This is a genomic window from Methylocapsa palsarum (genome assembly GCF_900114285.1).
In the GTDB taxonomy this organism is placed as follows: domain Bacteria; phylum Pseudomonadota; class Alphaproteobacteria; order Rhizobiales; family Beijerinckiaceae; genus Methylocapsa; species Methylocapsa palsarum.
The window spans coordinates 64,554-86,461 of sequence record NZ_FOSN01000007.1 but is presented as its reverse complement, the minus strand read 5'-3'; the positions used below and the strand labels follow the sequence as shown (position 1 = coordinate 86,461).

Genomic DNA, 21,908 nt, shown 5'->3' with positions numbered 1-21,908 from the left:
TGTGGAACCATCGCCGATCTTGACCGTTAATCAAACCGTGATGACGCCTTGAGGGGCTTTCTTATGAGAAACGGAAACGGCCTTCGGGTTCTCGTCGTCGAGGACGAAGTCTTTATCAGCATGCTCCTTGAAGACATGCTGATGGATCTGGGATGTTCAAAGATCGATGTGGCTGCATCGGTCGAGAAAGCGATCGAATATCTTGCCGACGGCGCGCCGAATTTCGCAATCCTCGACATCAACCTGAACGGCAAAAAGAGCTTTCCCGTCGCCGATCTCCTGCGCCGCCGGGACATCCCTTTCGTTTACATCTCAGGTTATGGCGAGGGCGGCCTTGAAAGCGGTCATTCGGGCGCAAGGATCTTGCAAAAGCCGTTTCGGCTGGACGACCTTCGCCGCGTCGTAGACGATGCGGTCGCTGATCAAAAACAGGTCTTAGGTTCTCATTAACGTGTCTTGGGCTCTCATTAGCGTGTCTTGAACGTTTCTTGGGCTCGCATGAACGTGCCCGGCTCTGCGACTGTTTCGCAAATTCGCTTGCATCGTTGGCGATGCTTCATCATCTTCATTCCGTGACCATCGACTTTGACCATCCTCGCGATCCCAGCCGTTTCGGTGCAGGCGTCGCCAGCCTCAACGAACGTTCCCGGGAAATTTTTCGTCGGCTGGTCGATTCTTATCTGACCAATGGCGAGGCGGTCGGATCGCGGCAATTGTCCCGCCTTCTGCCGATGGCCTTGTCTCCCGCATCCGTGCGCAACGTGATGCAGGATCTCGAAGAGCTGGGCCTGGTCTACGCTCCCCACACGAGCGCGGGCCGGCTTCCGACCGAGCTTGGCCTGCGGTTCTATGTGGACGCCCTGCTTGAGCTTGGCGATATAGGCCACGGCGAGCGCGAGCAGATTGACGCGCAGGTCAGGGCGACAGGGCAGGCTCAACCTCTCGAAGACCTGCTCAGCGATGCGATGTCGATGCTGTCCGGCCTGACTCGCGGCGCGGGCGTGGTCGTGACGACGAAGGACAACGCCCGGCTCAAACATATGGAGTTTGTCCGCATCGAGCCTGAACGGGCTCTCGCCGTTTTGGTCGCCGAGGATGGAACGGTCGAAAACCGAATTCTTCAAATTCCGGCCTGGTTGCCGCCCTCGGCCCTGAGCGAAGCCGGAAATTTCCTGAACGCCCGGATACGCGGGCGCACCCTGTTCGAGGTCAAGGTCGAAATAGAGCTGTCGCACAGGGCGGCCGAGGAAGAATTGGGGCAATTGACCACCCGCCTCGTCGACGCGGGTCTTGCAAGCTGGGCTGACGGCTCGGGGCAAGGACCGCAGCTCATCGTGAGGGGGCAGGCGAATTTGCTCCAGGACCTGACGGCGCTCGAGGATCTCGAGCGTATCAGGCTGCTCTTCGCCGATCTCGAAACCAAAAAGGACGTCATCGACCTCCTGAGCCGGGCCGAGGGGGGCGAAGGCGTGCGAATTTTCATCGGCTCCGAGAACAAGCTCTTTTCGCTTTCGGGGTCTTCGATGATCGCGGCGCCTTTTCATGACGACCAGCATCGGATCGTCGGCGTTCTCGGCGTCATCGGTCCGACGCGGCTGAATTATGCGCGAATTGTTCCCATGGTCGATTATACGTCGAGGGTTGTCAGCCGCCTGCTGGCCGGGAGATAATCCAGAAGCGATCTTTTGTAGGCTCGTCGCGAGAACGGGGAAACTGCAATGACGCCGGAGCACGAATTTATCGAGGACCTGATCGAAATTCGCTCCAAGCTCAAGAAGCAGCTTGGGCTGATCGAAGCCGGAAAGATGGGAACGGGCGGCGCGGTCGCCGCAAGCGCGTCCGAGGCGACAAAAGCGCGCCTGAAAAGGTTGATTGAGGACTTCAACGACCTCCTGAAAGAGAACGCGAGCGCCGACCGGACCTAGAGCATATTCCGATCGGATTGAATCCATCCATTCGACAAGAATATGCTCTAGCCTTTGATTCTGCAACGATTTCTGATCGATCGCATGACCGCATGCGATCGGAAAGCGTCGCTTTAAGCTTGCGGGCGGAGGGGCAGCTTAGCCAGCCGGTACTTTGCCGTCCGGCTTATCGCGTTTTCCGAGCAGCGCGTTGCGGACCTTGCGCAGATCCTTGCGGATAGCCTTGAGATCGTCGTTCGACCGGCCCGTGGCGCGAGAAACTTCCGAGGCGATTCCTTTGGCCTCCCTTCGCAGCCTGGATCCGCTTGCGCTCAGCTTAACGCGCACTTGCCGTTCGTCCCCCGGGTCCCTCGCGCGTCCGATCAGACCCATCGCCTCGACGCGCTTCAACAGCGGGGTCAGCGTGCCGGAGTCGAGCTGAAGCCGGTTGCCGATCGCCTTGACCGTCAAATCGTCGGTCTCCCACAGGACCAGCATCACAAGGTATTGCGGATAGGTCAGTCCCAGGCGTTCGAGCAGGGGCGCGTAGATCTTGTTGAGCGCATGCTGCGTCGAGTAGACCGCAAAGCAAAACTGCTGGTCGAGTTTCGGCGCGTCGCTGTTGAGGGCGTCCTCGGCGCTGGACGCGGAACGGACCTTTTCAATCATTCGTCTTTCTTAAGTCCGCTTCCGGCGCATCGCAAGCAAACGATCAAACGGAGCAAATTATAACAATTGTAGGCGAAATGATCGTGGGCTTCCGATATGCCGCCCGCCCATTGTCTCGCCTGGAGCTTTCCGATCGCATGTAGTGCGATCAATCAGAAATCGCACCAGAGTCAAATGCTTGAGCATAGTCTTGTCGATGAGATTGATTCAATCCGATCGGAATATGCTCTAGGCTCCTCCCCGGCGAAGCTGTTTCAGCTCATACAGCGCCGCCATCGCCTGCCGGGGGGAAAGGCTGTCTGGATCGAGCGCGTCGATCGCCTTGCGAAGTGCAAGATCTGCAAAACTCTGGTCGGCCAAACTTTGGTTGGCAAGAGTCTGGTCGGCAAGAGTCTCCGGAGGAAACTTGTCTGCAAAAATCTTATCGGCCTCTGGCGCGCCGGGCGGGGAAGATGCGGACGGCGCCGCTACGGTGAACAGCGGCAGGTCCGCGACAAGCCGCTCGGTTTGCGCCAGCCGGTCGGCCGCTTCGAAGTCCGCCAGCAGAGTTTTGGCGCGGGCGACGACGCTTGCGGGCAGACCCGCCAGTTTGGCGACCTGAATGCCGTAGGAGCGATCGGCGGCGCCCGCCACGATCTCATGCAGGAAGACCACTTCTCCGTTCCAGTCGGTCACCCGGACCGTGAGATTATCGATCCGGTCGAGCCGCTTTGCGAGTTGCGTCAGTTCATGGAAATGGGTGGCGAAAATCGCGCGCGCCCGGTTTTTCGCATGCAGATGTTCGATGACCGCGAAGGCGATGGAGAGACCGTCGAAGGTCGCGGTGCCGCGCCCGATCTCGTCAAGGATCACCAGCGAGCGTTCTTTCGCCTGATTGAGGATCGCGGCGGTCTCGACCATTTCGACCATGAAGGTCGAGCGGCCCCTTGCGAGATCGTCGGCCGCGCCGACCCGGGAGAAGAGCTGATCGACAATGCCGATGTGCGCTTTCGCGGCCGGGACGAAGGAGCCGGTCTGCGCGAGGACCGCGATCAGGGCGTTCTGGCGCAAATAGGTGGATTTTCCGGCCATGTTCGGCCCTGTCAGCACCGCGATGCGTCCCGCCTTGCCGGCGCCGCCCGAAAGATCGCAATCATTGCCGACAAAGGGCTGTCCGCTTTCGCGCAGCGCGGCTTCGACGACCGGGTGGCGTCCCGACTCGATTTTGAACGCCAGCGAGTGATCGACCTCCGGGCGCGTCCAGCCGCAACCCGCGGCGAGATCCGCGAGCGCCGCCGCGACATCGAAGACGGCGAGCGCGTCAGCGGCGCGCTTGATCGCCGCCTCATGCGCCAGAACCAGCGTCGCCAGCTCATCGAAAACCGCCTGCTCGCGGGCGAGCGCCTCGTCGGCGGCGGACGAAATCCGGACCTCGAGTTCAGCGAGTTCCCGCGTCGAAAAGCGCATTGCGTCCGCCATCGTCTGGCGATGCGTGAACAAAGAGTCATGCGGCGGCCGCAAAAGCTTTTCGCCCTGCGCCTGTGGAACTTCGATGAAATAGCCGAGGAAATGATTGTGCTTGAGTTTGAGCTGGCGGGTCTCCAGGTCTTCGCAATAGCGCGCCTGCAACGCGGCGATGACGCGGCGGCTTTCGTCGCGCAGGGCGCGCTGCTCGTCGAGCGCGTCGTCGTGGCCGCTCCTCACGAAGCCGCCGTCGCGCCGGTTCAGCGGCAACGAATCGGCGAGGGCCGCCCGAAGCCGGGCGGCGAGGGAGGACTCTAGAGCGGCGGCGGAGCCGGCGGCTGCGGCCAATTCCTCCGGCGGCTGCGAGGCTTCGGCGAAGAGGGCCGCCACGGCCTGCGCGGCCTCAATGCCGTCGCGCAGCGCCGCGAGATCGCGCGGGCCGCCCCGCCCGAGCGATAGCCGCGACAGGGCGCGGGCGAGATCAGGCGCGGCCTTGAGACGGGCGCGCAATTCCTTGCGCAGGCTCGGGTCGCCGACAAAAAATGCGACCGCGTCGAGGCGGCGCGCGATGCGGTCCGGGCTCATGAGGGGCGCCGAAAGCCGCTCGACAAACAGCCGCCCGCCCGCGGGCGTCACAGTCCTGTCGATCGCGCCGATCAGCGAGCCCTCGCGCGCTCCCGCCAAGGTTCGGGTCAGCTCGAGATTGGCGCGCGTCGCGGCGTCGATGTCCATATGGTCGCTGCGCCCGTTGCGCGAGGGCAGGCTGAGGGCGGGCCGCGCGCCGAGCTGGGTCCGCTCGATATAGAAGATCGCGGCGGCGGCGGCGGCGCTTTCAGCTCCAGAGAGAGCCCCAAGACTGTCCAGCGTCGCCAGGCCGAAAAAAGCTTTGATCCGGCGCTCCGCGCTGGCCGCCGCGCCGGCGTCGCCCCCGAGCGGCGTTAGGGGACGCTTGTCCTCTTTCGCGAGACGGGTGAGGCTCGGCAGGTTCAGCAGAGCTTCGGGAACGACGATCTCGGCCGGATCGATCCGGGCGATCTCCGACTCGAGGAACGCGTCGGATGTTTCGCAAACAGCGAAGGCCCCGGTTGAAATATCGACCGCCGCGAGTCCGTAGCGAATTTCCCCGGCTGGTTGCGCAACGGCCGTGATCGCAAGCAGGCAATTGGCCCGCGAGGGATCGAGCAGATGCTCCTCGGTGATGGTTCCGGGCGTCACGAGGCGCTTGACCTCGCGCCGGACGACGGATTTCGCGCCGCGTTTGCGCGCCTCGGCAGGGTCCTCGATCTGTTCGCAGACCGCGACCCGATGCCCGAGCCCGATCAGGCGATGCAGGTAGTCCTCCGACCGCTCGACCGGCACGCCGCACATCGGGATGTCCTGCCCCGCGTGCTTGCCTCGCCGGGTGAGGACAATGCCGAGCGCCTGCGCCGCCGTTTCGGCGTCCTCGAAGAACAATTCGTAAAAATCGCCCATCCGGTAGAACAGGAGAGCGTCCTGGTGGGCGGCCTTGATGTCGAGATATTGCGCGATCATCGGCGAGATCTTGGCCGCCGGGTCCGCGGTCCCCGCGCGGGTGCCATCCTCGCTCGCGCGATCGTCGGACGCGCCGGCCTTGGCGGCGGGCGGCATGGGGCGGAGGATCTTTCGCATGAGATGAGCCTAGCAAAGGCCGCGGCGCATTGCACCGGTCCGTCGGGGCCGAAAAACGGCATGAGCCCCGCGCTGGAGCATATTCCGATTGGATTGAATCCATCCCATCGACAAGAATAAGCTCAAGCTTTTGACGCTGAAGCGATTTCTGTTCGATCGCAGGGCTCGCTGCGATCGGAATGCGCCCTAGATCAGCGGGCGCGAGTTCATCTCGGCGGTTTCGATCCGGCCCAGAAGCTTGAGCGCGCTTTCGTTGATGATTCGCAGGCTGCCGTCCTCAAGAACAAGGGAGCGTTTCTCGCGCAGCTTCTGCAGCGTCTTGTTGGTATGGACGAGCGAAAGGCCAAGCGTATCGGCGAGGTGGGCCTGACGCATCGGCAGGTCGAGCTTGTCGCCTTTGACGAGACCGACATCGCGCGCTTTATCGTAGAGATACCAGAGCAGGTAGGCGACGCGCTCGATGGCGGTCTTGCGCCCAATCGAGAGGAGATGTTCATCGAGCGTGCGCTCCTCGCGCGCGGCGAGCCAGGTGATGTCGAAACTGATCTGCGGATGCTGCGTGAAGAGCGTCCACAGCCGGTCACGCGGGAAGACGCAAAAGACCGCGTCGGTCAGGGTGTCGACGCCATGATTCATTTCATTGGAGATCGACGCCTGGAGCCCGAGAAAGTCGCCCGGCAATGCATAGTTGATAATTTGCCGCCGGCCGTCCTCCAGCGTCTTGTAGCGGAACGCCCAGCCGGACAGCAGCGTAAACAAATGGATGCTTTTGCTATTCTCCCGGATGATCGTCGCGCCGGGGCCGACGACGAGTTCCCCCGCCTTGAAAGCCTGAATAAAGTCGACGTCGGTCGGGCTGCGGTCGCGAAACACGTCGAGGGGACGTAGCGGGCAATCCTTGCAGGGCGTGGAGCGGTCCAAGGCCGGTTTCCTCGTCATTGAGATGTCTGCATTGGCAGACCCTCCATGGGCGTTATGTCATAGTTTAATGACGAGCCCCAGTTCGCCGCCTTACCATTCAAGACCAGTAACCTCCGAGGCGCGCGATGGCCTACCTTATGGTTGAGTCCGACAGAAAGCTAAAGCCGATCCATCTCGACAAATGGAAAGTTTTGAAATTGCCCTCCGCCAGGCGAAACGCGTTCGGCGGCTATCTGTTCGCCGTGGCGCTGGCGATTCTGGTTGTTTTGATACGGGATTTTTTCATAATCCCGTCTCCAGGGATCTTTCTTTTGATGTCGCTGCCGGCGGTGAGCCTTGCCGCATTGGCCGCGGGCGCCGGACCCGCTGTGGCGGCGGCGGCGGTCTCCGCCATGTTCGCGTTCCTTGCGCCGCCTGCGCATACGGTTTCGCCGGATTCTCCAGCCGCCGCCGCTTTGATTTTCGCTTTTGGGGCCGCCTTTCAGATCGAAATCGTCCGCCGGCTTCAGCAAACCCGGAAGGATTTGTCCGTCACCCTGCAAAAAACAGAGGCGAAGCTGACCGAGCAGCATCTATTGTTTCGCGATTTGCAGCATCGCGTCGCCAACAATCTGCAATTCGCCTCAAGCGTCCTGACGTTGCAGAGGCGGCGCGTGATGGAAGATCCCTCGTCCGCGCCGGACGCCCTCGACGACGCGAGGGAGCGGCTGGTGAATATGGCGATCATCTATCGCCGCCTCTATGCGCCGGGCCAGATGCGGGTCTCGCTTTCAGCCTACCTTGAGGGTCTTTGCCTCGACCTTATCGAGGCGAGCACCTCGAAGGACATTGCGTGCCGCGTCGAATCGACCCTGGAGACAATCGATGACCGCAAGCTCGTGCCGGTGTCGCTCATCCTGACCGAGATTGTGACCAACGCCGTCAAACATGCATTCGACGGCGAGTCCGGTGAGATCGACATTCATCTCGGCGCCGCGGGCGGCGCGTGCGTCCTGACCGTTCGCGACAATGGCCGAGGTCTCCCGGACAACTTCCAGCCGTCGATGCGCACGGGCCAGGGCCTCTTAATCATGCAGGCGTTGACGCGGCAATTGGGCGGAGAGCTGGAATTCTCGCGCGCGCCTCAGACCACAGTCCGGTTAAGCTTCCCGCGCGAGGACAATATCTAGAGCGCTTTCCGATCGTATGAAGTCATGCGATCGATCAGAAATCGCTCCAGAGTCAAAAGCTTGAGCATATTCTTGTCGATTGGATTGATTCAATCCAATCGGAATATGCTCGAGCGCTTTCCGATCGCATGCAGTCATGCGATCGATCAGAAATCGCTCCAGAATCAAAAGCTTGAGCATATTCTTGTCGATTGGATTGATTTCAATCCAATCGGAATATGCTCCAGGAGACGAACCTCAAACGCTCCGCGCGCGCTAACGTCGTTCGGCCGGTTCGCTTCGTGTCGGCGTCGGCAGTCTCGGCGGATTGCCGAGGCGGCGATCGAGATAGAGGCCGACCTCCTCGATCAGATGTTCGACCCGGTTCTCGAAGAAGTGATTGGCGCCCGGAATGACGGCGTGTTCGATCACGATGCCTTTTTGCGTCTTGAGTTTCTCGATCAGGCCGGTGACCTCGCGCAATGGCGCGACGCGGTCCTGATCTCCATGAACGAACAGACCGGAGGAGGGGCAGGGCGCCAGAAACGAAAAGTCGAACCGGTTCGCGGGCGGAGCGATCGAGACGAAACCTTCGATTTCCGGGCGGCGCATCAAAAGCTGCATGCCGATCCAGGATCCGAACGAAATGCCGGCGATCCAGCAGGCTCGCGCTTCGGGATTGAACGCCTGCGCCCAGTCCAGCGCCGCCGCGGCGTCCGACAATTCGCCCTGGCCGTGGTCGAACCCGCCCTGGGAGCGGCCGACGCCGCGAAAATTGAACCGTAGCACCGCGAAGCCGCGCTCGGCGAACGTGTAATAGAGATTATAGACAATCTGATTGTTCATCGTCCCGCCAAATTGCGGGTGTGGATGAAGGATGATCGCGATGGGCGCGCCGCGTACGCTCGAAGGATGAAAACGGCCCTCGATGCGGCCGGCCGGACCGTTAAACATAACCTCGGGCATTCGTGCTCCCTGATAAATACCGGCGCCGCCGGTCTGCGGATGAGAGGGCCTGCGGCAGACTGAGCGTCAATGGAGCCCAACGGGGCCGCGCGTCTTACGTTCGCGCTAAACCCGCAAGCCGGGGCGTTCGTTCATTGATCTTTTCTCGAATACTCGCAAGCTGTGATCAAAACTCCGCCGCCAATACCAAACGTGCTTGCTTCCGGACCTGCTTGACTTGTGATCGTCATGGCGCATAAGAATAATTCTAAAATCTTTGCGCCGTTTCTCTTTACCACGTTCGACCCGAAGGATTGCAAGCGGTTTTCGCAGGCTTGAGGTCGTTTCCGGGTTTTCGCCGTTACGATGGACCTCCGCCATGCATGGGCCTCGCGCGTATCTCGATCATAACGCGACGACGCCGCTTCACCCTTCGGCTCGGGCCGCGATCTGTGCGGCGCTCGATCATTGCGGCAATCCGTCCTCCGTCCACGCCGAAGGACGGGCGGCGCGCGCGATGATTGAGTCGGCCCGCGAAGAGATCGCAGGCTTTTTCCAGGCGGACGCCAAGAGCCTGATATTCACTTCTGGCGGGACCGAAGCGCTGAATCTCGTGTTGACGCCCGATCTGGAAACGGCGGGGGACGCCCGGCCCTTCGATTGTCTTCTGGCCGGGGCGGGAGAGCATCCGGCGGTCCTCTCCGGCTGCAGGTTTCCAGCGGGTGCCGTTGAGTCCATTGGCCTTACGCCGCGTGGCGTTCTCGATATCGCCGCGCTCGACGCCGCGCTCGACAGACGCCGCGGATCGCGAGTCATGCTCGCCCTGCAACTGGCGAATAACGAGACCGGCGCCCTTCAGCCTGTGGCGGAAGCGGCGCGGCTCGTTCATGCCTCTGGCGGGTTTGTGGTTTGCGACGCGGTCCAGGGCGCCGGCAAGGTTGACTGCGGTCTTGAGCGACTGGGCGCCGACGCGCTGGTCTTTTCCGCCCATAAATTCGGCGGCCCCAAAGGCGCCGGGGGGGTGTGTTTTGCCGGCGGCGCGTCACACATAAGAAGTCCATTGCATCGGGGCGGCGGACAGGAGCGCGGCGCGCGCGCCGGCACCGAGAATGTCGCAGCGATCGCGGGAACGGCGGCGGCGATCCGCGCGGTTGAGGACAGGTCGAGCGGAACGGGAGCGTCGGAACTCGACCATCAGGCCATGGAAGGCCTGCGCAACCGTATCGAAACGGACATACGGCGGGTGTGCGGCGGGGCGGTTTTCTTTGGCGCGCAAGCGGAGCGGTTGCCGAATACGTCCTGTTTCGCCGTCCCGGGCGTCGAGGCGCAGGTGCTGTTGATGTTTATGGATATCGAAGGCGTCGCCGTTTCGTCCGGATCGGCTTGCTCCTCCGGAAAGGTCAAACGATCGCATGTCTTGACGGCGATGGGCGTCGCGGACAATTTGGCCCAGGGCGCGATCCGGGTGAGCCTTGGCTGGAACTCTCGAGCCGAGGATTGCGATTTGTTCATCCGCGCCTTTACAAAGGCGATGAAGACCATCGGCGCGAGAACGACCAGGACGGCGAGGCAGGCCGCAGCGTAACGTCTCCGGGTAGTCCCGGCGGATTTTCGGCGGATATTGAAGTCTGAACCAGCGGTCCTTGAAACCGCGGCGGTGAGGAGAAAGAAAAATGGCGGCTGTTCAGGAGACCGTCGATCGCGTCAAATCGATCGACGTCGCGGAATATAAGTATGGGTTTTTTTCCGACATTGAATCCGACAAGGCCCCGAAGGGGCTGAACGAAGAGATCGTCAGGTTCATTTCAGCGAAAAAGAACGAGCCGTCCTGGCTGACGGAATGGCGTCTCGACGCCTACCGGCGCTGGCTGACGATGCAAGAACCGAAATGGGCGCGCGTCGACTATCCGCGCATCGACTACCAGGACCTTTACTATTATTCGGCGCCGAAGACGGCTCCGGGCCCGAAATCGCTGGAGGACGTCGATCCGGAGTTGCTGAAGGTCTACGCCAAGCTCGGCATTCCGCTTCAGGAGCAGGAAATCCTGGCGGGCGTCGAACGCAGGGTGGCGGTCGACGCCGTGTTCGACTCGGTCTCCGTCGTCACGACCTTCAAGGAGGAACTCGGCAAGGCCGGGGTCATCTTCTGCCCGATCTCGGAAGCGGTCCACAGCCATCCGGAACTCGTCAGGAAATATCTCGGCTCGGTCGTGCCGACGACGGACAATTATTTCGCGACGCTGAACAGCGCCGTGTTTTCCGACGGGTCCTTCGTCTACGTGCCTCCCGGCGTTCGCTGCCCGATGGAGCTGTCGACCTATTTCCGCATCAACGAGCAGAACACGGGGCAGTTCGAGCGCACGCTGATCATCGCGGACAAAGGCTCCTATGTCTCTTACCTCGAAGGCTGCACCGCCCCGAAGCGCGACGAAAATCAGCTTCACGCGGCGGTCGTCGAACTCATTGCGCACGACGACGCGGAGATCAAATATTCAACCGTCCAGAACTGGTATCCGGGCGATTCAGAGGGCAAAGGCGGCATCTTCAACTTTGTCACCAAGCGCGGCGATTGCCACGGCGCAAATTCAAAGATTTCCTGGACGCAGGTCGAGACTGGCTCCGCGATCACCTGGAAATATCCCTCATGCATTCTGCGCGGCGACAATTCGCGCGGTGAATTTTATTCGATCGCGATTTCGAATGGTCGTCAGCAGGTCGATTCCGGAACCAAGATGATCCACCTCGGCAAGAACACGACGAGCCGGGTCATCTCGAAAGGAATCGCGGCGGGTAAATCGCAGAACACCTACCGGGGCCAGATTTCGGCGCACCGCAAGGCGACGGGCGCGCGAAATTTCACCAATTGCGACTCGCTGCTGATCGGCAATTCCTGCGGCGCCCACACCGTTCCCTACATCGAATCGAGAAACCCGAGCACGCAGTTCGAACACGAAGCGACGACCTCGAAGATATCCGAAGACCAGATGTTCTATTGCTTGCAGCGCGGCCTCTCCGCCGAGGAGGCGACGGCGCTGATCGTCAACGGCTTCGTCAGGGATGTGCTGCAGCAGCTGCCGATGGAGTTCGCGGTCGAGGCGCAAAAGCTGATCGCCATCTCCCTCGAGGGAAGCGTCGGCTGATCGGATCCGCCCCATGCGCCGGGCGTATAACCTCCGGCATGTTGTTTCCACAAGCCCCCCGTGGTCGCGATACGACAGGCTCGGCCGGCTCCTTTTAGAGAACAGACTTATGCTTGAAATCAGACGCCTCAACGTGTCGATCGGAGGACGCAAGATCCTCGACGATTGCAGCCTCACCGTCGAGGATGGCGAAGTCGCTGCGATCATGGGGCCGAACGGCGCCGGCAAATCGACGCTCGCCTATGTGATCGCTGGCCGCAAGGACTATCGTGTCGAGTCGGGCGAAGTGATCTTGAACGGCGTTGACCTTCTCGCCCTTGAGCCCGACGAGCGGGCGGCCAGGGGCCTGTTCCTGGCGTTTCAGTATCCGATCGAAATTCCCGGCGTCGCCACGATGACATTTCTCAAGGCGACGCTGAACGCGCAGCGCAAACAGCGCGGCGAAGCTGAATTGTCGACGCCCGACTTCATGCGCCGCGTGAAAGGCGCCGCCGAAAGACTCGGGATCAAGCCGGACATGTTGAAGCGCGCCCTCAACGTGGGGTTCTCCGGCGGCGAGAAAAAGCGGATGGACATCCTGCAAATGGCGCTGCTCGAACCGACATTCTGCATCCTCGACGAGACCGATTCCGGCCTCGATATCGACGCCCTGCGGGTCGTCGCCGACGGCGTCAACACGTTGCGCGCGCCGCACCGGGGATTTCTCGTGATCACCCATTATCAGCGCCTGCTCGACTACATCGTTCCCGACCGCGTACATGTGATGGCTGAAGGCCGGATCGTCAAAAGCGGCGGCAAGGAACTGGCGCTCGAGCTTGAGAAGAGCGGCTATCGAAACTACCTGACCGATCCCGATCAGGCCGTGGCGTAGGAGGCGGCCATCAGCGCTGACGTTTTATCAACTGGAACCTCCGCTGAGCGGGCCCTCAGCGCCGGATTCGACGCTCGCAAGGGCGCCCTTCCGGGCGGCCGCGACGTCGCGAGGTATCGGGACGCCGCGTTTCGGGCCTTCGCGGCGGCCGGGCTTCCGCATCGCCGCGTCGAGTCCTGGCATTACACGGACCTGCGCGCGATCATGCGTTCCGCCCTGCCCATGGTGGAGGCGCCGGGCGCCGCCGAGATCGAAGCGCTTCGACCGGACTTTTCGCATCCCGGCGCGCTCGCTCAACGCCTTGTGCTTGTGGACGGCGTTTTCGCGCCTGAGCTGTCGAGCGCGATGCCGGAGGGCGTTCGTGTGCGCTCGCTTGCATCCGTTCTCAACGAAGGCCGCGCCGACCTCATCGCGCTGCTGGCGCCGGCGAATGCCGACGGCGCCGATCCGATCCTGTCCCTGAACGCCGCCCTGATGCAGGACGGCGTGGTGATCGAGGTCGCGCCCGGCGCAAGGAGCGATGATCCGATCAACCTCGTTTACGCCTCGACGCCGGGCGGACCCTCCGCGCGCTTTTCGCGTTCGCTGATCGTCGTTGGGGCCGGGGCGTCGATCCGCCTTGCCGAATCCCTGCATGTTCGCGCCGCGCGAGCGGACGAAACCTTCAGTGGGCTGCAAAACTTCAATTGTCTGCAAAACTTCAATTGTCTTATCGCGTCGGTGGGCGAGGGCGCGACCTTCAACCACACGACGAGGATGACCGGCGGCGAGCCAGGCGGCGTGCGGGTCGAGAGCCTGATCGCATCGATCGGCGCCGGCGCGCAATTCGACAGTTTCGCCCTTGTCACCGGCGCCGGGCTGATCCGGCGCCAGATTTTCATGCGGTTCCAAGGCCCTGGCGCGAAAAGCGCGCTGCGCGGCGTCTCGCTTCTTCGCGGGCGGGAGCACGCGGACACCACGCTTGTCGTCGAACATGCGGCGCCAGATTGTTCGGGCCGCCAATTGTTCAAATATATACTCGACGAAGAGGCCACTGGCGTTTTCCAGGGCAAGATCGTGGTGGATCCGCTCGCGCAGAAGACGGACGCCCGGATGCTCAGCAAGGCGTTGCTGCTGTCCGACACGGCGGCGATGAACAACAAGCCCGAACTTGAAATTTTTGCTGACGACGTCGCCTGCGGCCACGGCGCGACGAGCGGCGGTCTCGACGCCGACCAGTTGTTCTACCTTCAAACGCGGGGGCTGCCGTTCGCGCAGGCCGAGGCGCTGTTGCTCGAAGCGTTCGCCGGAGAGTTGATCGACGGTCTTGGTGACGAGAACCTCGCCGAAGTCTGCAGATCTGAAGTTCGGGCGTGGCTCTCCCGGCGCGCGCCGCCAGGCGTTCATTCATGATTTTGACGCCGGGGCTTTTGGGGAGCGAGATATGAACAAACATATTGCGACCGAGGGGTCATTCGATCTCGCCCGCATCCGCGCCGACTTTCCGATCCTCTCGACGCTGGCCAATGGAAAACCGCTGGTCTATCTCGACAACGCCGCGTCCGCGCAAAAGCCGCGTCAGGTGGTCGATCGCATGGTTCATGCGACCTACCATGAATATTCTAACGTTCACCGGGGATTGCACTTTCTCGCCAACGCCGCGACCGACGCCTTCGAGGCGGCGCGCGAAAGCGTGCGGGGGTTCCTGAACGCCGGATCCGTGGACGAAATCATCTTTACGAAATCGGCCACCGAGGCGATCAACCTGGTCGCCTCCTCCTACGGCCAGGCCTACATCAACGAAGGCGACGAGATCGTCCTTTCGGTCATGGAACACCACGCCAATATCGTTCCCTGGCATTTCCTGCGCGAACGCAAGGGCGCGGTGTTGAAATGGCTCGAAGTCGACGATGAGGGAAACTTGTCGCTGGAAGCGTTCGAAAGGGCGCTGACTCCGAAGACGAAGATCGTCGCGCTGACGCATATGTCGAACGTGCTCGGGGCCGTGACGCCGGTCAAGGAGATCGTCAGGATCGCGCATGAACGGGGAATTCCCGTGCTGATCGACGGTTCGCAAGGCGCCGTGCATCTTGATGTGGACGTGAGCGGCCTCGATGTAGACTTTTATGCGGTCACCGGCCACAAGCTTTACGGGCCAACCGGCGTCGGCGCGCTCTACGGCAAGAAGAAATGGTTGGAGACTCTCCCGCCGTTTCTGGGGGGCGGCGAGATGATCAGCGAAGTGACACGGGACCATATCACCTACAACACGCCGCCGCAGCGGTTCGAGGCCGGAACGCCGCCTATCGTGCAGGCCATCGGGCTTGGAGCCGCCTGCGACTACATGCGTCGGATCGGCCGCGACGCCATAGAGGCTCATGAAGGCGCCTTGGGCGAATATGCGCGCGAACGCCTGGCGGAGATCAAATCCCTGCGGATTTTCGGGCGCTCCAAAGGCAAGGGCTCGATCATCGCTTTCGAGATGAAAAACGCCCACGCGCATGACGTCGCGGCTGTGATTGATCAATATGGCGTCGCGGTGCGCGCCGGCACGCATTGCGCGCAGCCCCTGCTGGCCCGTTTTGGGGTCACTTCCACCTGCCGCGCCTCCTTCGCGCTCTACAATACGCTGGAGGAGGTCGATAAACTCGCCGAGGCGCTGACCAAGGCTGAAAGCCTGTTTGCTTGAACGAGGAAAAGTCATGACCGAGCCGCAAACGATCGAACCCGCGGACGCTCATCGCGAAGCGCAGCCGAACGAACCGCAATGGATTTTTGACGGGTCGGTGCCGCAACACGAGCGGGATCGTTATCAGGAAGATCTGACGGCGGCTCTCAAGACCGTCTTCGATCCAGAAATACCCTGCGACATCTATGAACTCGGACTGATCTACACGGTGGAAGTCTGCGAAAATCGCGAAGTCAGGGTTGACATGACGTTGACCGCGCCGGGTTGTCCCGTCGCGGGCGAGATGGGCGGCTGGGTTGAAACCGCGGTCGCCACGGTCCCGGGCGTCATGGCCTCGAAGGCGCGCGTCGTCTTCGAACCCGCGTGGGATCAGGGCCGCATGTCCGACGAGGCGCGCGTGGCGCTCGATATGTTCTGAACGCGACGACGGATATGATGCGCCTGAAGCTTGAAAAGCTCTGTCTGGCACAGCGGCTGCTGCCTGAAGGGCCGCGCGGCCCGGATAGTCGGGTCGATCCTGCCACGCCCCGCGGCGGGTTTGAACGCTGAGGGATAGCCGCGGCAGCGGTCGATTTGGGCGGAAAATATCTGCAAAAACCTTGCGGGGAATTCTCTATACAGATGACGGAAGCCGTTTCCGTGCACCGTTGATAACTTTCTCACAAGGAACTTTTGGTGTTGAACTCGAAAGGATGAGACCCTCATCCCGTCGATATTATAGTTTCGCTGTAAGGCTTGACGCATCATACCTGACCGAGGGGTGCAAGCGGTGCTGAGATGGCGCGACCTAAAAGATTATTCTAGAGAGAAAATTGCTGAAAAAGTTTACAAGATAAGTGGACGAATTTACATAGCCTTCGCTTTGGGGCTTGCCTCCAGAATTCTAGCGATTGAGCCGGAAAAATTCTCAGCGTTGGGACTTGAGTTTTCCGTTCATAACAGAAACGTAATTCCGGGGTTTTTCTTTGTTATTTCTGTTGCATTTACGATATATTTTTTTATGTATATTTTATATTTTGGACTTTTCTTAAATTTTAATAACAAAGAGATTTTTCGGCTGCTCATATATCGTCTATCAACAACATTTCGTGTTGTTCATGGAAAAACAACAATATTACACACACTTAAGGACAAGCACATATCTCGTGTTAAGAAAGTAGCTAAGTTTATATTTGTTGTTTATAGCTTATCTGTTTTGATATACGTACTTTTTCCTTTAATTTACATAATTTCCCTCGAGCGAGACGCAGTCCGTGCAGTTATTATTCAGCTATTCCATTTCAAAGGGGGCTAACTGGCCGCTCAAGGGGTTTGGTTGCAAACTCTCATTACGGGGGCCGAATGTTGCGGTGATCTCACGGCAGGCAACGGGCCACGACGTCCTTTGACCTCCAGGCGGATAGTGGCCTGACGAGCGGAACCGCCCTTTCGCGCATCATCCTGATATTCTCGCTCATCCCCGTTCACTGCTTGGCGAGTGTGTCGATCTTGCTCGCGAGGCTTTCCGCCGTGAGTTCGCCGCTGAACTTCTCGCCATTGATGAAAAACGTCGGCGTCGCGTTGACCTGGAACTTTTCCGCCGCCCGGTCGCGCACCTTGTTGATGTTGTCATAGAGATCCTGATTCTTGAGGCACGCCTCGAAGCTCTCCTGACTCATGCCGGTCTGCTTCAGCAGGCCGGCGAGCGATTCGACAGGCTTTTCGGTGAACGCCCAGTTTTTCTGCTGCGCGAAGAGAAGGTCGACGATCGCGGTCCGTTTTTCGTCTCCAGAACAGCGCGCCAGCATGAAGCCTGCGGTCGCCAGGGGATCGAGCGGAAATTCACGCAGGATGAAGCGGACCTTGCCAGCGTCGATATAATCGCTTTTCAGCTTCGGATAGGCGGTGGCGTGAAAGGCGGCGCAATGGGTGCAGGTCATCGACGCATATTCGACGATGGTGACCGGAGCGTCGGGCTTGCCGAGGGCTATATCGGGCAACGCCTCGGCCGCCATCAATTCGGCCGGCGGCGCGCCGGCGCCCGCCGCCCCCGCGGCGAACGAGGTCAAGGCCAGGACCGCGCCGGCGATCCGCAGGAAATGGCGCCGCCTGTTTACGGCTGAAGCGGCTTTATCTGAACACATAGGGATCGCTCCATCCGGAGGGCTTGGGGGAAGCTGACCGCCAGCTTCATAGACCGGCTATATCGGCAAGCGGCCAGTATCAAGTCTCTTGTTGGTCTATTCAGCACTGTTAATTTTGGCCGGGCCTTCGCACCGGGCGAGGATGTTCGCGCCAAGACGCGCCAGGGCGGAACGGAGAGGGTCGTCCTCGATTCCGGCCACAATCCTTTCGGCCTCGCGTGCGATCTGCTGGTCTGGAGCAGGCGCGGCGCGCCTTCCGGTCCGGCGGCGCTCCACCGGCCCCTGCTTGAGCGCGATGCGGCCGACGCAGCGCCAGCCCAGATGCGCGTTTACCCTGTCGATGAGCGCGCCGGCAAGATGCTGCATTTCAAGGGCAAACCCGGATTCGACGCGGACCACGAGGGTCGCCGCGTCCTGGCGCTGCGGTCCGCCGCTCCGCTCTCCCCGTGTCTGCGGCGCCCGCGACCAGTCAGGCGTTCGCGGCCATTGCAGCTTGATTGGCTGCGACATCGAGGCGAGGCGCTCGCCCGCGATCTCGTCCCAGTACAAAATCAGGTCGGACTGGCTGAAGCCCTGCCGGGCCAGAACCGGGTCGATCACCGCGCCGACGAGATCGGCCAGAGGAGACGACCATGCGGCTTTACGGCGCCGGAAATTGCGCGAGGGTTCGGATGACATTTTCCGCGCCTTCTTTATTCGCCTGCGCTCAGGCTTCGGACGCTGATCGTCGCAGGTCCGAAAAAACGGCGCAAGGTCTGCGCGACGCCGCCCCCTCAGGGCGCGCCGTGAAGCGCCGTCGCGCGCCGGACGATCTCGGCCTCGGAGAGCTCTTCCCGGCGCGACGCGATCCACCAGCGATGTCCGAACGGATCTTCGAATTTGCCGCCGCGATCGCCGTAGAACTGGTTTTCGACGGGACGCAGAACCCGCATTCCGGCCTCGATCGCCCGGGATGTGAACTGATCGACATCCTCGACATAAAGGTGAATCAGGACAGGAGTCCCGCCGATGGTTTGCGGACTGAGCGCGTCATGATCGGGAAATTCGTCGCACAGCATGATTTTGGCGGAGCCGATCACGATTTCGGCGTGGCCGACCTTGCCCTCATGCTCGATTCGCATGGTTTCGACCGCCGCGAACGCCTCCCGATAAAACGCGATGGCTTCGCTCGCCGCGTCCACCGTCAGATAGGGAATGGCCCCCTGATGGCCCGCCGGAATCGGCTTGGTATTTTCGATCATTTCTATCCCCCTTGATTTCAATAACTTGCGCCAACGATTGACGCCATCCGCCCCCCGGCGCGACGCAAACGCGAAGTTCGATCGTGGATTGAGTTCATCAAAGTGGCTAAACTCGGCGCATGTATGACCCTGACGCGGCCCAAATCGCGCCTTTCTGCGCTTCCGACGCCGTTTTAAGCTGGTACGATCGGCATCGCCGCGATCTGCCCTGGCGCGCGAAACCGCTTGAGCCCGCCGACCCTTACGCCGTCTGGCTGTCGGAAATCATGCTCCAGCAAACGACGGTCGCCGCGGTCAAACCCTATTTTTCCGCGTTCCTGGCGCGTTGGCCGAGCGTCCATGATCTGGCGGCGTCGCCGATCGAAGAGGTGATGCGCGAATGGGCCGGGCTTGGATATTATTCGCGCGCCCGGAACCTGCACGCCTGCGCGAAAATGATCGCCGGCGCCTTCGAGGGCCGGTTTCCCCAGTCTGAAGCCGAATTGCGTCGTCTGCCGGGGATCGGACCCTACACGGCGGCGGCGATCGCGGCGATCGCCTTCGGGCGGCGCGCGGTCGTCGTCGATGGCAATGTCGAACGCGTCGTCGCGCGGCTTTTCGCGATCGAGGCGCCGCTTCCTTCGGTCAGGCCGCTTATACGGGCGAAGGCGGACGTCCTCACTCCGCACGAACGCCCGGGCGATTTCGCCCAAGGCATGATGGACCTCGGCGCTACAATCTGCACGCCCCGCAGTCCGGCTTGCGCGATCTGCCCCTTGTCGGATTTCTGCGAGGGCCGGCGATCGGGCGATCCGGCGCGGTTCCCGGTGAAGGCGCCGAAGGCCGTCCGCCCCCGCCGGCGCGGCGCGGCGTTCTATATTTGCCGCGAGGATGGAGCCGTGATGCTCCGCACGCGCCCGAACAAAGGGCTTCTCGGCGGGATGAGCGAAGTGCCGGGGAGCGTCTGGGACGCCGATTTCGACCCGGCCGCCGCATTGGGACAGGCCCCCATGCGGGTTCCGTTCAAGCGGCTCGATGTCACGATCGAGCACGTGTTCACCCATTTTTCCCTCACTCTTGAGGTTTTCGCGGCGGCGGCGCCTCTCGCGCAGGAGGCGCCCGCGGGCTGCCGCTGGGTCGCTCCCGCTGACCTTTCCCGGGAGGCGCTGCCGGGCGTGATGCGAAAGGTTCTCGAAGCCGTGGGCCGGGGCGGCGACCTGAAGCCAAATGGCGAACAGGCGCGGCAGGCGAAGCCGCGGGCGCCGCGAGCCATCGCGTCCATGGCCGATGCGGGATAAGAATGACAAGGCGCAGCTCCAGACCGTTCCTGGTCACACTGACTGAAGGGTCGATCAAGGTCCGCTCGCGGGACAAGGTTGTGACGATCTTCCCGGCGGCCGCCGGGATGTCGGAAGCGGAAGGGGCTGATTTCGTCGTCGATCTCGACGAGATCCTGTGCTGGGACGCCCCTCACGAGTCCGTCGAAATCGAGGTCGCGGAGCTGCTCGAGATTCTCAAAGCGATCGAAGACGAATTCGACCGCTTGGGCCTCGTCGTCGAATTCAGTTGATGAAGCGGCCATGAGCGCTTTCCGATCGCATGCCGTCGTGCGGATCGATCAGAAATCGCTCAAGAGTCAAAAACTTGAGCAGATTCCTGTCGATTGGAATCCAGTCGGAATATGCGCTAGCCCGGCAATTTCGAGGCGAGAACGTCGGCCTTCTGGATTTTGGGCGGCGCGGCCAGCAGGTCCGGCGCTTTCGCCATCAGGGCGGCGGCGACCTTGCCGGTCAGATGAGCCTGCCGTCCCGCTTCATCTGGAAAAGCGTCGAATATGGCGAAGGTCGTCGGACCAAGGCGGATGCCGAACCAGGCGATCGTCCCCGGCTCCGCCTCGACGAGTTCCTTGCCCTGGCGCAAAAATTCCGCGACCTCTTCTTCCTTACCGGGCTTTGCCTCGAGGAGCACGTAAAGCCCGTTCGCGACTTTCGCTTCGGCGCTTTCCGCGAAAACATCGGTGGCGGCCGACGCGGCGGCCGCGACTCCGATCGCGGCGAGAAATTGGCGGCGCTCCATGACATGTCCTCCCGTTGAGCTGAACCCTTGCCGCTTCAATTCCTGCGAACCATTAGAGTTCCGGCTTTGCGGCCTCAGCCAGAATGATTCCCGCTCTCGCCAACGAGCGCTGCCCGCAAAGTGGAATAGATTTGGGTGGAAAAGATCTGGCTGGCGCTTGCGCTATGAGCGTCGCGAAAGACTGGAACTTTCGAGGATTTGAATGGTCGACGGTGGTCTAAGTCTCATCAATGTCGTCTTTTCCGCCGCGCCGCGCAAACCGGCCGGCGCGGGCGACTACCTTTTTCTCGCGGTAGAGATTGTGACCTGGGCCGAAGCTCTTTCGGCGATCGCCTCCGCGCGCGCCAGGGGGATGATCCAGTTGCGGTCGATCGCTCTCCTGAACAACGTTCTTGGCGTGCTCGCGGGGCTTGGCAACGGCAGCCTCGCTTCTGTCGTCAAGCATACGGTCAATTTTCCGCTCAACGCCTCGCGTTTGCGGCAAATGCAAAAGCTCGTCACTACCGTGAAGGCTGCGTCCGGCTCCGACCTGAAGCTCCAGTGGCTGAAGCCGTTCATGCATCCGCGCGTTCTGAAGAAGGGCGAGATCATTTTTTCGAAAGGCGACGACGCCGATGAAGCCTTCCTCATCGTCAGCGGGCGGGTCGAGATCATGGAAGCGTCGGTCGCCCTCGGTCCCGGCGAAATGCTCGGCGAGATGGCGCTGTTCACTGGGAGAAGGCAGCGCACCGCTTCCGCAATCTGCGCGACCGAGGCGCAGCTTCTGTTCATCACTTACGAGGCGTTCGAGCAGCTTTGTTTCCAAAATCCCGAATTCGGGTTCTATGTGACGCGTCTTGTCGCAAGGCGGTGCGAACGCGACATGAGTCCAAACCAGTCTGCGTCCGGGCCGGCGCTTAGAGGCGCTAGCGTCCGTCTGCAAGAAGCGGCGGGGGCCGGCGCCGAGCCAATGGTCATCCACGCTCCGGAGGCTGCGCGCCGCAAACTTAGGGCGCTCGCTGACGAGCAGGGCCGGCCGGTCGGAGATCTCGCGGCGGAGGCTCTGGACCTCCTGTTTGTGAAATATGGCGCGGTTAACCAGACGGCGCCGGCCGCTTTTGACCTCGGTGAGAGTTAGGACGGCCGGGCCG

The 21,908-nt window shown here is 61.4% G+C and carries 22 protein-coding genes; 14 read left to right on the top strand and 8 right to left on the bottom strand.

Going from position 1 to position 21,908, the window contains the following annotated elements:
• Positions 1-63 precede the first annotated feature (63 nt).
• The 3 genes from BM177_RS09545 (at position 64) to BM177_RS09535 (ending at position 1,925) form a co-directional block, all read left to right on the top strand.
• Entirely contained in the window at positions 64-450 is a 387-nt protein-coding gene (locus BM177_RS09545; RefSeq protein WP_091681533.1) for a response regulator, read from the top strand.
• Between the two features lie 101 nt (positions 451-551).
• The gene (gene hrcA / locus BM177_RS09540; protein WP_091681531.1) at positions 552-1,670 is read left to right on the top strand and encodes a heat-inducible transcriptional repressor HrcA; all 1,119 of its coding nucleotides are present in this window, start codon (positions 552-554) and stop codon (positions 1,668-1,670) included.
• 48 nt (positions 1,671-1,718) lie between these two features.
• Positions 1,719-1,925 (top strand): hypothetical protein, encoded by a 207-nt coding sequence (locus tag BM177_RS09535; RefSeq protein ID WP_091681529.1) that lies wholly within the window; start codon positions 1,719-1,721, stop codon positions 1,923-1,925.
• A gap of 138 nt (positions 1,926-2,063) precedes the next feature.
• Here the strand turns inward: BM177_RS09535 and BM177_RS09530 are convergent, their stop codons facing one another.
• The 3 genes from BM177_RS09530 to BM177_RS09520 all read right to left on the bottom strand — a co-directional run bounded on the left by BM177_RS09530 (position 2,064) and on the right by BM177_RS09520 (position 6,605).
• Positions 2,064-2,573 (bottom strand): MarR family winged helix-turn-helix transcriptional regulator, encoded by a 510-nt coding sequence (locus tag BM177_RS09530; protein ID WP_091681527.1) that lies wholly within the window; start codon positions 2,571-2,573, stop codon positions 2,064-2,066.
• 228 nt (positions 2,574-2,801) lie between these two features.
• A complete protein-coding gene (gene mutS / locus BM177_RS09525) occupies positions 2,802-5,666 on the bottom strand; it encodes a DNA mismatch repair protein MutS (protein WP_425284386.1) in 2,865 nt (954 codons plus the stop codon).
• 186 nt (positions 5,667-5,852) lie between these two features.
• Positions 5,853-6,605, bottom strand: coding sequence for a Crp/Fnr family transcriptional regulator (locus tag BM177_RS09520; RefSeq protein WP_091681524.1), 753 nt, complete (start codon positions 6,603-6,605; stop codon positions 5,853-5,855).
• Between the two features lie 107 nt (positions 6,606-6,712).
• Between BM177_RS09520 and BM177_RS09515 the strand changes: the two genes are divergently transcribed.
• On the top strand, positions 6,713-7,756 hold the full coding sequence (locus BM177_RS09515) for a sensor histidine kinase (RefSeq protein ID WP_091681521.1): 1,044 nt from the start codon (positions 6,713-6,715) through the stop codon (positions 7,754-7,756).
• A 255-nt stretch (positions 7,757-8,011) separates the two neighbouring features.
• Here the strand turns inward: BM177_RS09515 and BM177_RS09510 are convergent, their stop codons facing one another.
• On the bottom strand, positions 8,012-8,701 hold the full coding sequence (locus tag BM177_RS09510) for an alpha/beta hydrolase (RefSeq protein WP_091681518.1): 690 nt from the start codon (positions 8,699-8,701) through the stop codon (positions 8,012-8,014).
• 358 nt (positions 8,702-9,059) lie between these two features.
• On the opposite strand from BM177_RS09510, the gene BM177_RS09505 reads away from it, so the two are divergent.
• The 7 genes from BM177_RS09505 (at position 9,060) to BM177_RS19490 (ending at position 16,653) form a co-directional block, all read left to right on the top strand.
• Complete coding sequence (locus BM177_RS09505) at positions 9,060-10,265, top strand: cysteine desulfurase family protein (protein WP_091681515.1); 1,206 nt, start codon at positions 9,060-9,062, stop codon at positions 10,263-10,265.
• A gap of 88 nt (positions 10,266-10,353) precedes the next feature.
• On the top strand, positions 10,354-11,820 hold the full coding sequence (gene sufB, locus BM177_RS09500; RefSeq protein WP_091681512.1) for a Fe-S cluster assembly protein SufB: 1,467 nt from the start codon (positions 10,354-10,356) through the stop codon (positions 11,818-11,820).
• A gap of 109 nt (positions 11,821-11,929) precedes the next feature.
• Entirely contained in the window at positions 11,930-12,691 is a 762-nt protein-coding gene (gene sufC / locus BM177_RS09495; protein ID WP_091681509.1) for a Fe-S cluster assembly ATPase SufC, read from the top strand.
• Positions 12,692-12,700: 9 nt separating this feature from the next.
• The gene (locus tag BM177_RS09490) at positions 12,701-14,083 is read left to right on the top strand and encodes a SufB/SufD family protein (RefSeq protein WP_091681507.1); all 1,383 of its coding nucleotides are present in this window, start codon (positions 12,701-12,703) and stop codon (positions 14,081-14,083) included.
• Positions 14,084-14,114: 31 nt separating this feature from the next.
• Positions 14,115-15,359: a cysteine desulfurase gene (locus tag BM177_RS09485; RefSeq protein ID WP_091681505.1), complete on the top strand. Its 1,245-nt coding sequence runs from the start codon at positions 14,115-14,117 to the stop codon at positions 15,357-15,359.
• Between the two features lie 13 nt (positions 15,360-15,372).
• Positions 15,373-15,777 (top strand): iron-sulfur cluster assembly protein, encoded by a 405-nt coding sequence (locus tag BM177_RS09480; protein ID WP_091681503.1) that lies wholly within the window; start codon positions 15,373-15,375, stop codon positions 15,775-15,777.
• A 342-nt stretch (positions 15,778-16,119) separates the two neighbouring features.
• Positions 16,120-16,653, top strand: a complete 534-nt coding sequence (locus BM177_RS19490; RefSeq protein WP_139223578.1) for a hypothetical protein — start codon at positions 16,120-16,122, stop codon at positions 16,651-16,653.
• A gap of 169 nt (positions 16,654-16,822) precedes the next feature.
• On the opposite strand, the gene BM177_RS09475 is transcribed toward BM177_RS19490, so the two are convergent.
• From BM177_RS09475 to BM177_RS09465, 3 genes are all read right to left on the bottom strand, one after another.
• On the bottom strand, positions 16,823-17,482 hold the full coding sequence (locus BM177_RS09475) for a DsbA family protein (RefSeq protein ID WP_091681500.1): 660 nt from the start codon (positions 17,480-17,482) through the stop codon (positions 16,823-16,825).
• A gap of 96 nt (positions 17,483-17,578) precedes the next feature.
• On the bottom strand, positions 17,579-18,160 hold the full coding sequence (locus BM177_RS09470) for a DUF721 domain-containing protein (RefSeq protein ID WP_091681497.1): 582 nt from the start codon (positions 18,158-18,160) through the stop codon (positions 17,579-17,581).
• 95 nt (positions 18,161-18,255) lie between these two features.
• Positions 18,256-18,723 carry a VOC family protein gene (locus BM177_RS09465; protein ID WP_091681495.1) on the bottom strand — a complete coding sequence of 156 codons (468 nt, stop codon included), beginning with the start codon at positions 18,721-18,723 and terminating at the stop codon, positions 18,256-18,258.
• A 119-nt stretch (positions 18,724-18,842) separates the two neighbouring features.
• Between BM177_RS09465 and mutY the strand changes: the two genes are divergently transcribed.
• Entirely contained in the window at positions 18,843-20,000 is a 1,158-nt protein-coding gene (gene mutY, locus BM177_RS09460) for an A/G-specific adenine glycosylase (protein ID WP_091681492.1), read from the top strand.
• A gap of 2 nt (positions 20,001-20,002) precedes the next feature.
• Positions 20,003-20,272: an Imm74 family immunity protein gene (locus BM177_RS09455; RefSeq protein ID WP_091681489.1), complete on the top strand. Its 270-nt coding sequence runs from the start codon at positions 20,003-20,005 to the stop codon at positions 20,270-20,272.
• Between the two features lie 116 nt (positions 20,273-20,388).
• On the opposite strand, the gene BM177_RS09450 is transcribed toward BM177_RS09455, so the two are convergent.
• Positions 20,389-20,778 carry a putative quinol monooxygenase gene (locus BM177_RS09450; protein ID WP_425284385.1) on the bottom strand — a complete coding sequence of 130 codons (390 nt, stop codon included), beginning with the start codon at positions 20,776-20,778 and terminating at the stop codon, positions 20,389-20,391.
• A 202-nt stretch (positions 20,779-20,980) separates the two neighbouring features.
• Between BM177_RS09450 and BM177_RS09445 the strand changes: the two genes are divergently transcribed.
• Positions 20,981-21,895: a cyclic nucleotide-binding domain-containing protein gene (locus BM177_RS09445; protein ID WP_091681487.1), complete on the top strand. Its 915-nt coding sequence runs from the start codon at positions 20,981-20,983 to the stop codon at positions 21,893-21,895.
• The last annotated feature ends 13 nt before the right edge of the window (positions 21,896-21,908 follow it).

Bases quoted from the DNA above. Each gene is read 5' to 3' on its own strand.
- BM177_RS09450 (WP_425284385.1), bottom strand. From the start codon at position 20,778: ATGGAGCGCCGCCAATTTCTCGCCGCGATCGGAGTCGCGGCCGCCGCG.
- mutS (WP_425284386.1), bottom strand. From the start codon at position 5,666: ATGCGAAAGATCCTCCGCCCCATGCCGCCCGCCGCCAAGGCCGGCGCG.
- BM177_RS09515 (WP_091681521.1), top strand. From the start codon at position 6,713: ATGGCCTACCTTATGGTTGAGTCCGACAGAAAGCTAAAGCCGATCCAT.
- BM177_RS09505 (WP_091681515.1), top strand. From the start codon at position 9,060: ATGCATGGGCCTCGCGCGTATCTCGATCATAACGCGACGACGCCGCTT.
- BM177_RS09530 (WP_091681527.1), bottom strand. From the start codon at position 2,573: ATGATTGAAAAGGTCCGTTCCGCGTCCAGCGCCGAGGACGCCCTCAAC.
- sufC (WP_091681509.1), top strand. From the start codon at position 11,930: ATGCTTGAAATCAGACGCCTCAACGTGTCGATCGGAGGACGCAAGATC.
- mutY (WP_091681492.1), top strand. From the start codon at position 18,843: ATGTATGACCCTGACGCGGCCCAAATCGCGCCTTTCTGCGCTTCCGAC.
- BM177_RS09535 (WP_091681529.1), top strand. From the start codon at position 1,719: ATGACGCCGGAGCACGAATTTATCGAGGACCTGATCGAAATTCGCTCC.
- BM177_RS09485 (WP_091681505.1), top strand. From the start codon at position 14,115: ATGAACAAACATATTGCGACCGAGGGGTCATTCGATCTCGCCCGCATC.
- sufB (WP_091681512.1), top strand. From the start codon at position 10,354: ATGGCGGCTGTTCAGGAGACCGTCGATCGCGTCAAATCGATCGACGTC.
- BM177_RS09480 (WP_091681503.1), top strand. From the start codon at position 15,373: ATGACCGAGCCGCAAACGATCGAACCCGCGGACGCTCATCGCGAAGCG.
- BM177_RS09465 (WP_091681495.1), bottom strand. From the start codon at position 18,723: ATGATCGAAAATACCAAGCCGATTCCGGCGGGCCATCAGGGGGCCATT.
- BM177_RS09470 (WP_091681497.1), bottom strand. From the start codon at position 18,160: ATGTCATCCGAACCCTCGCGCAATTTCCGGCGCCGTAAAGCCGCATGG.
- BM177_RS09545 (WP_091681533.1), top strand. From the start codon at position 64: ATGAGAAACGGAAACGGCCTTCGGGTTCTCGTCGTCGAGGACGAAGTC.
- BM177_RS09445 (WP_091681487.1), top strand. From the start codon at position 20,981: ATGGTCGACGGTGGTCTAAGTCTCATCAATGTCGTCTTTTCCGCCGCG.
- BM177_RS09455 (WP_091681489.1), top strand. From the start codon at position 20,003: ATGACAAGGCGCAGCTCCAGACCGTTCCTGGTCACACTGACTGAAGGG.
- hrcA (WP_091681531.1), top strand. From the start codon at position 552: ATGCTTCATCATCTTCATTCCGTGACCATCGACTTTGACCATCCTCGC.
- BM177_RS09510 (WP_091681518.1), bottom strand. From the start codon at position 8,701: ATGCCCGAGGTTATGTTTAACGGTCCGGCCGGCCGCATCGAGGGCCGT.
- BM177_RS09475 (WP_091681500.1), bottom strand. From the start codon at position 17,482: ATGTGTTCAGATAAAGCCGCTTCAGCCGTAAACAGGCGGCGCCATTTC.
- BM177_RS09520 (WP_091681524.1), bottom strand. From the start codon at position 6,605: ATGACGAGGAAACCGGCCTTGGACCGCTCCACGCCCTGCAAGGATTGC.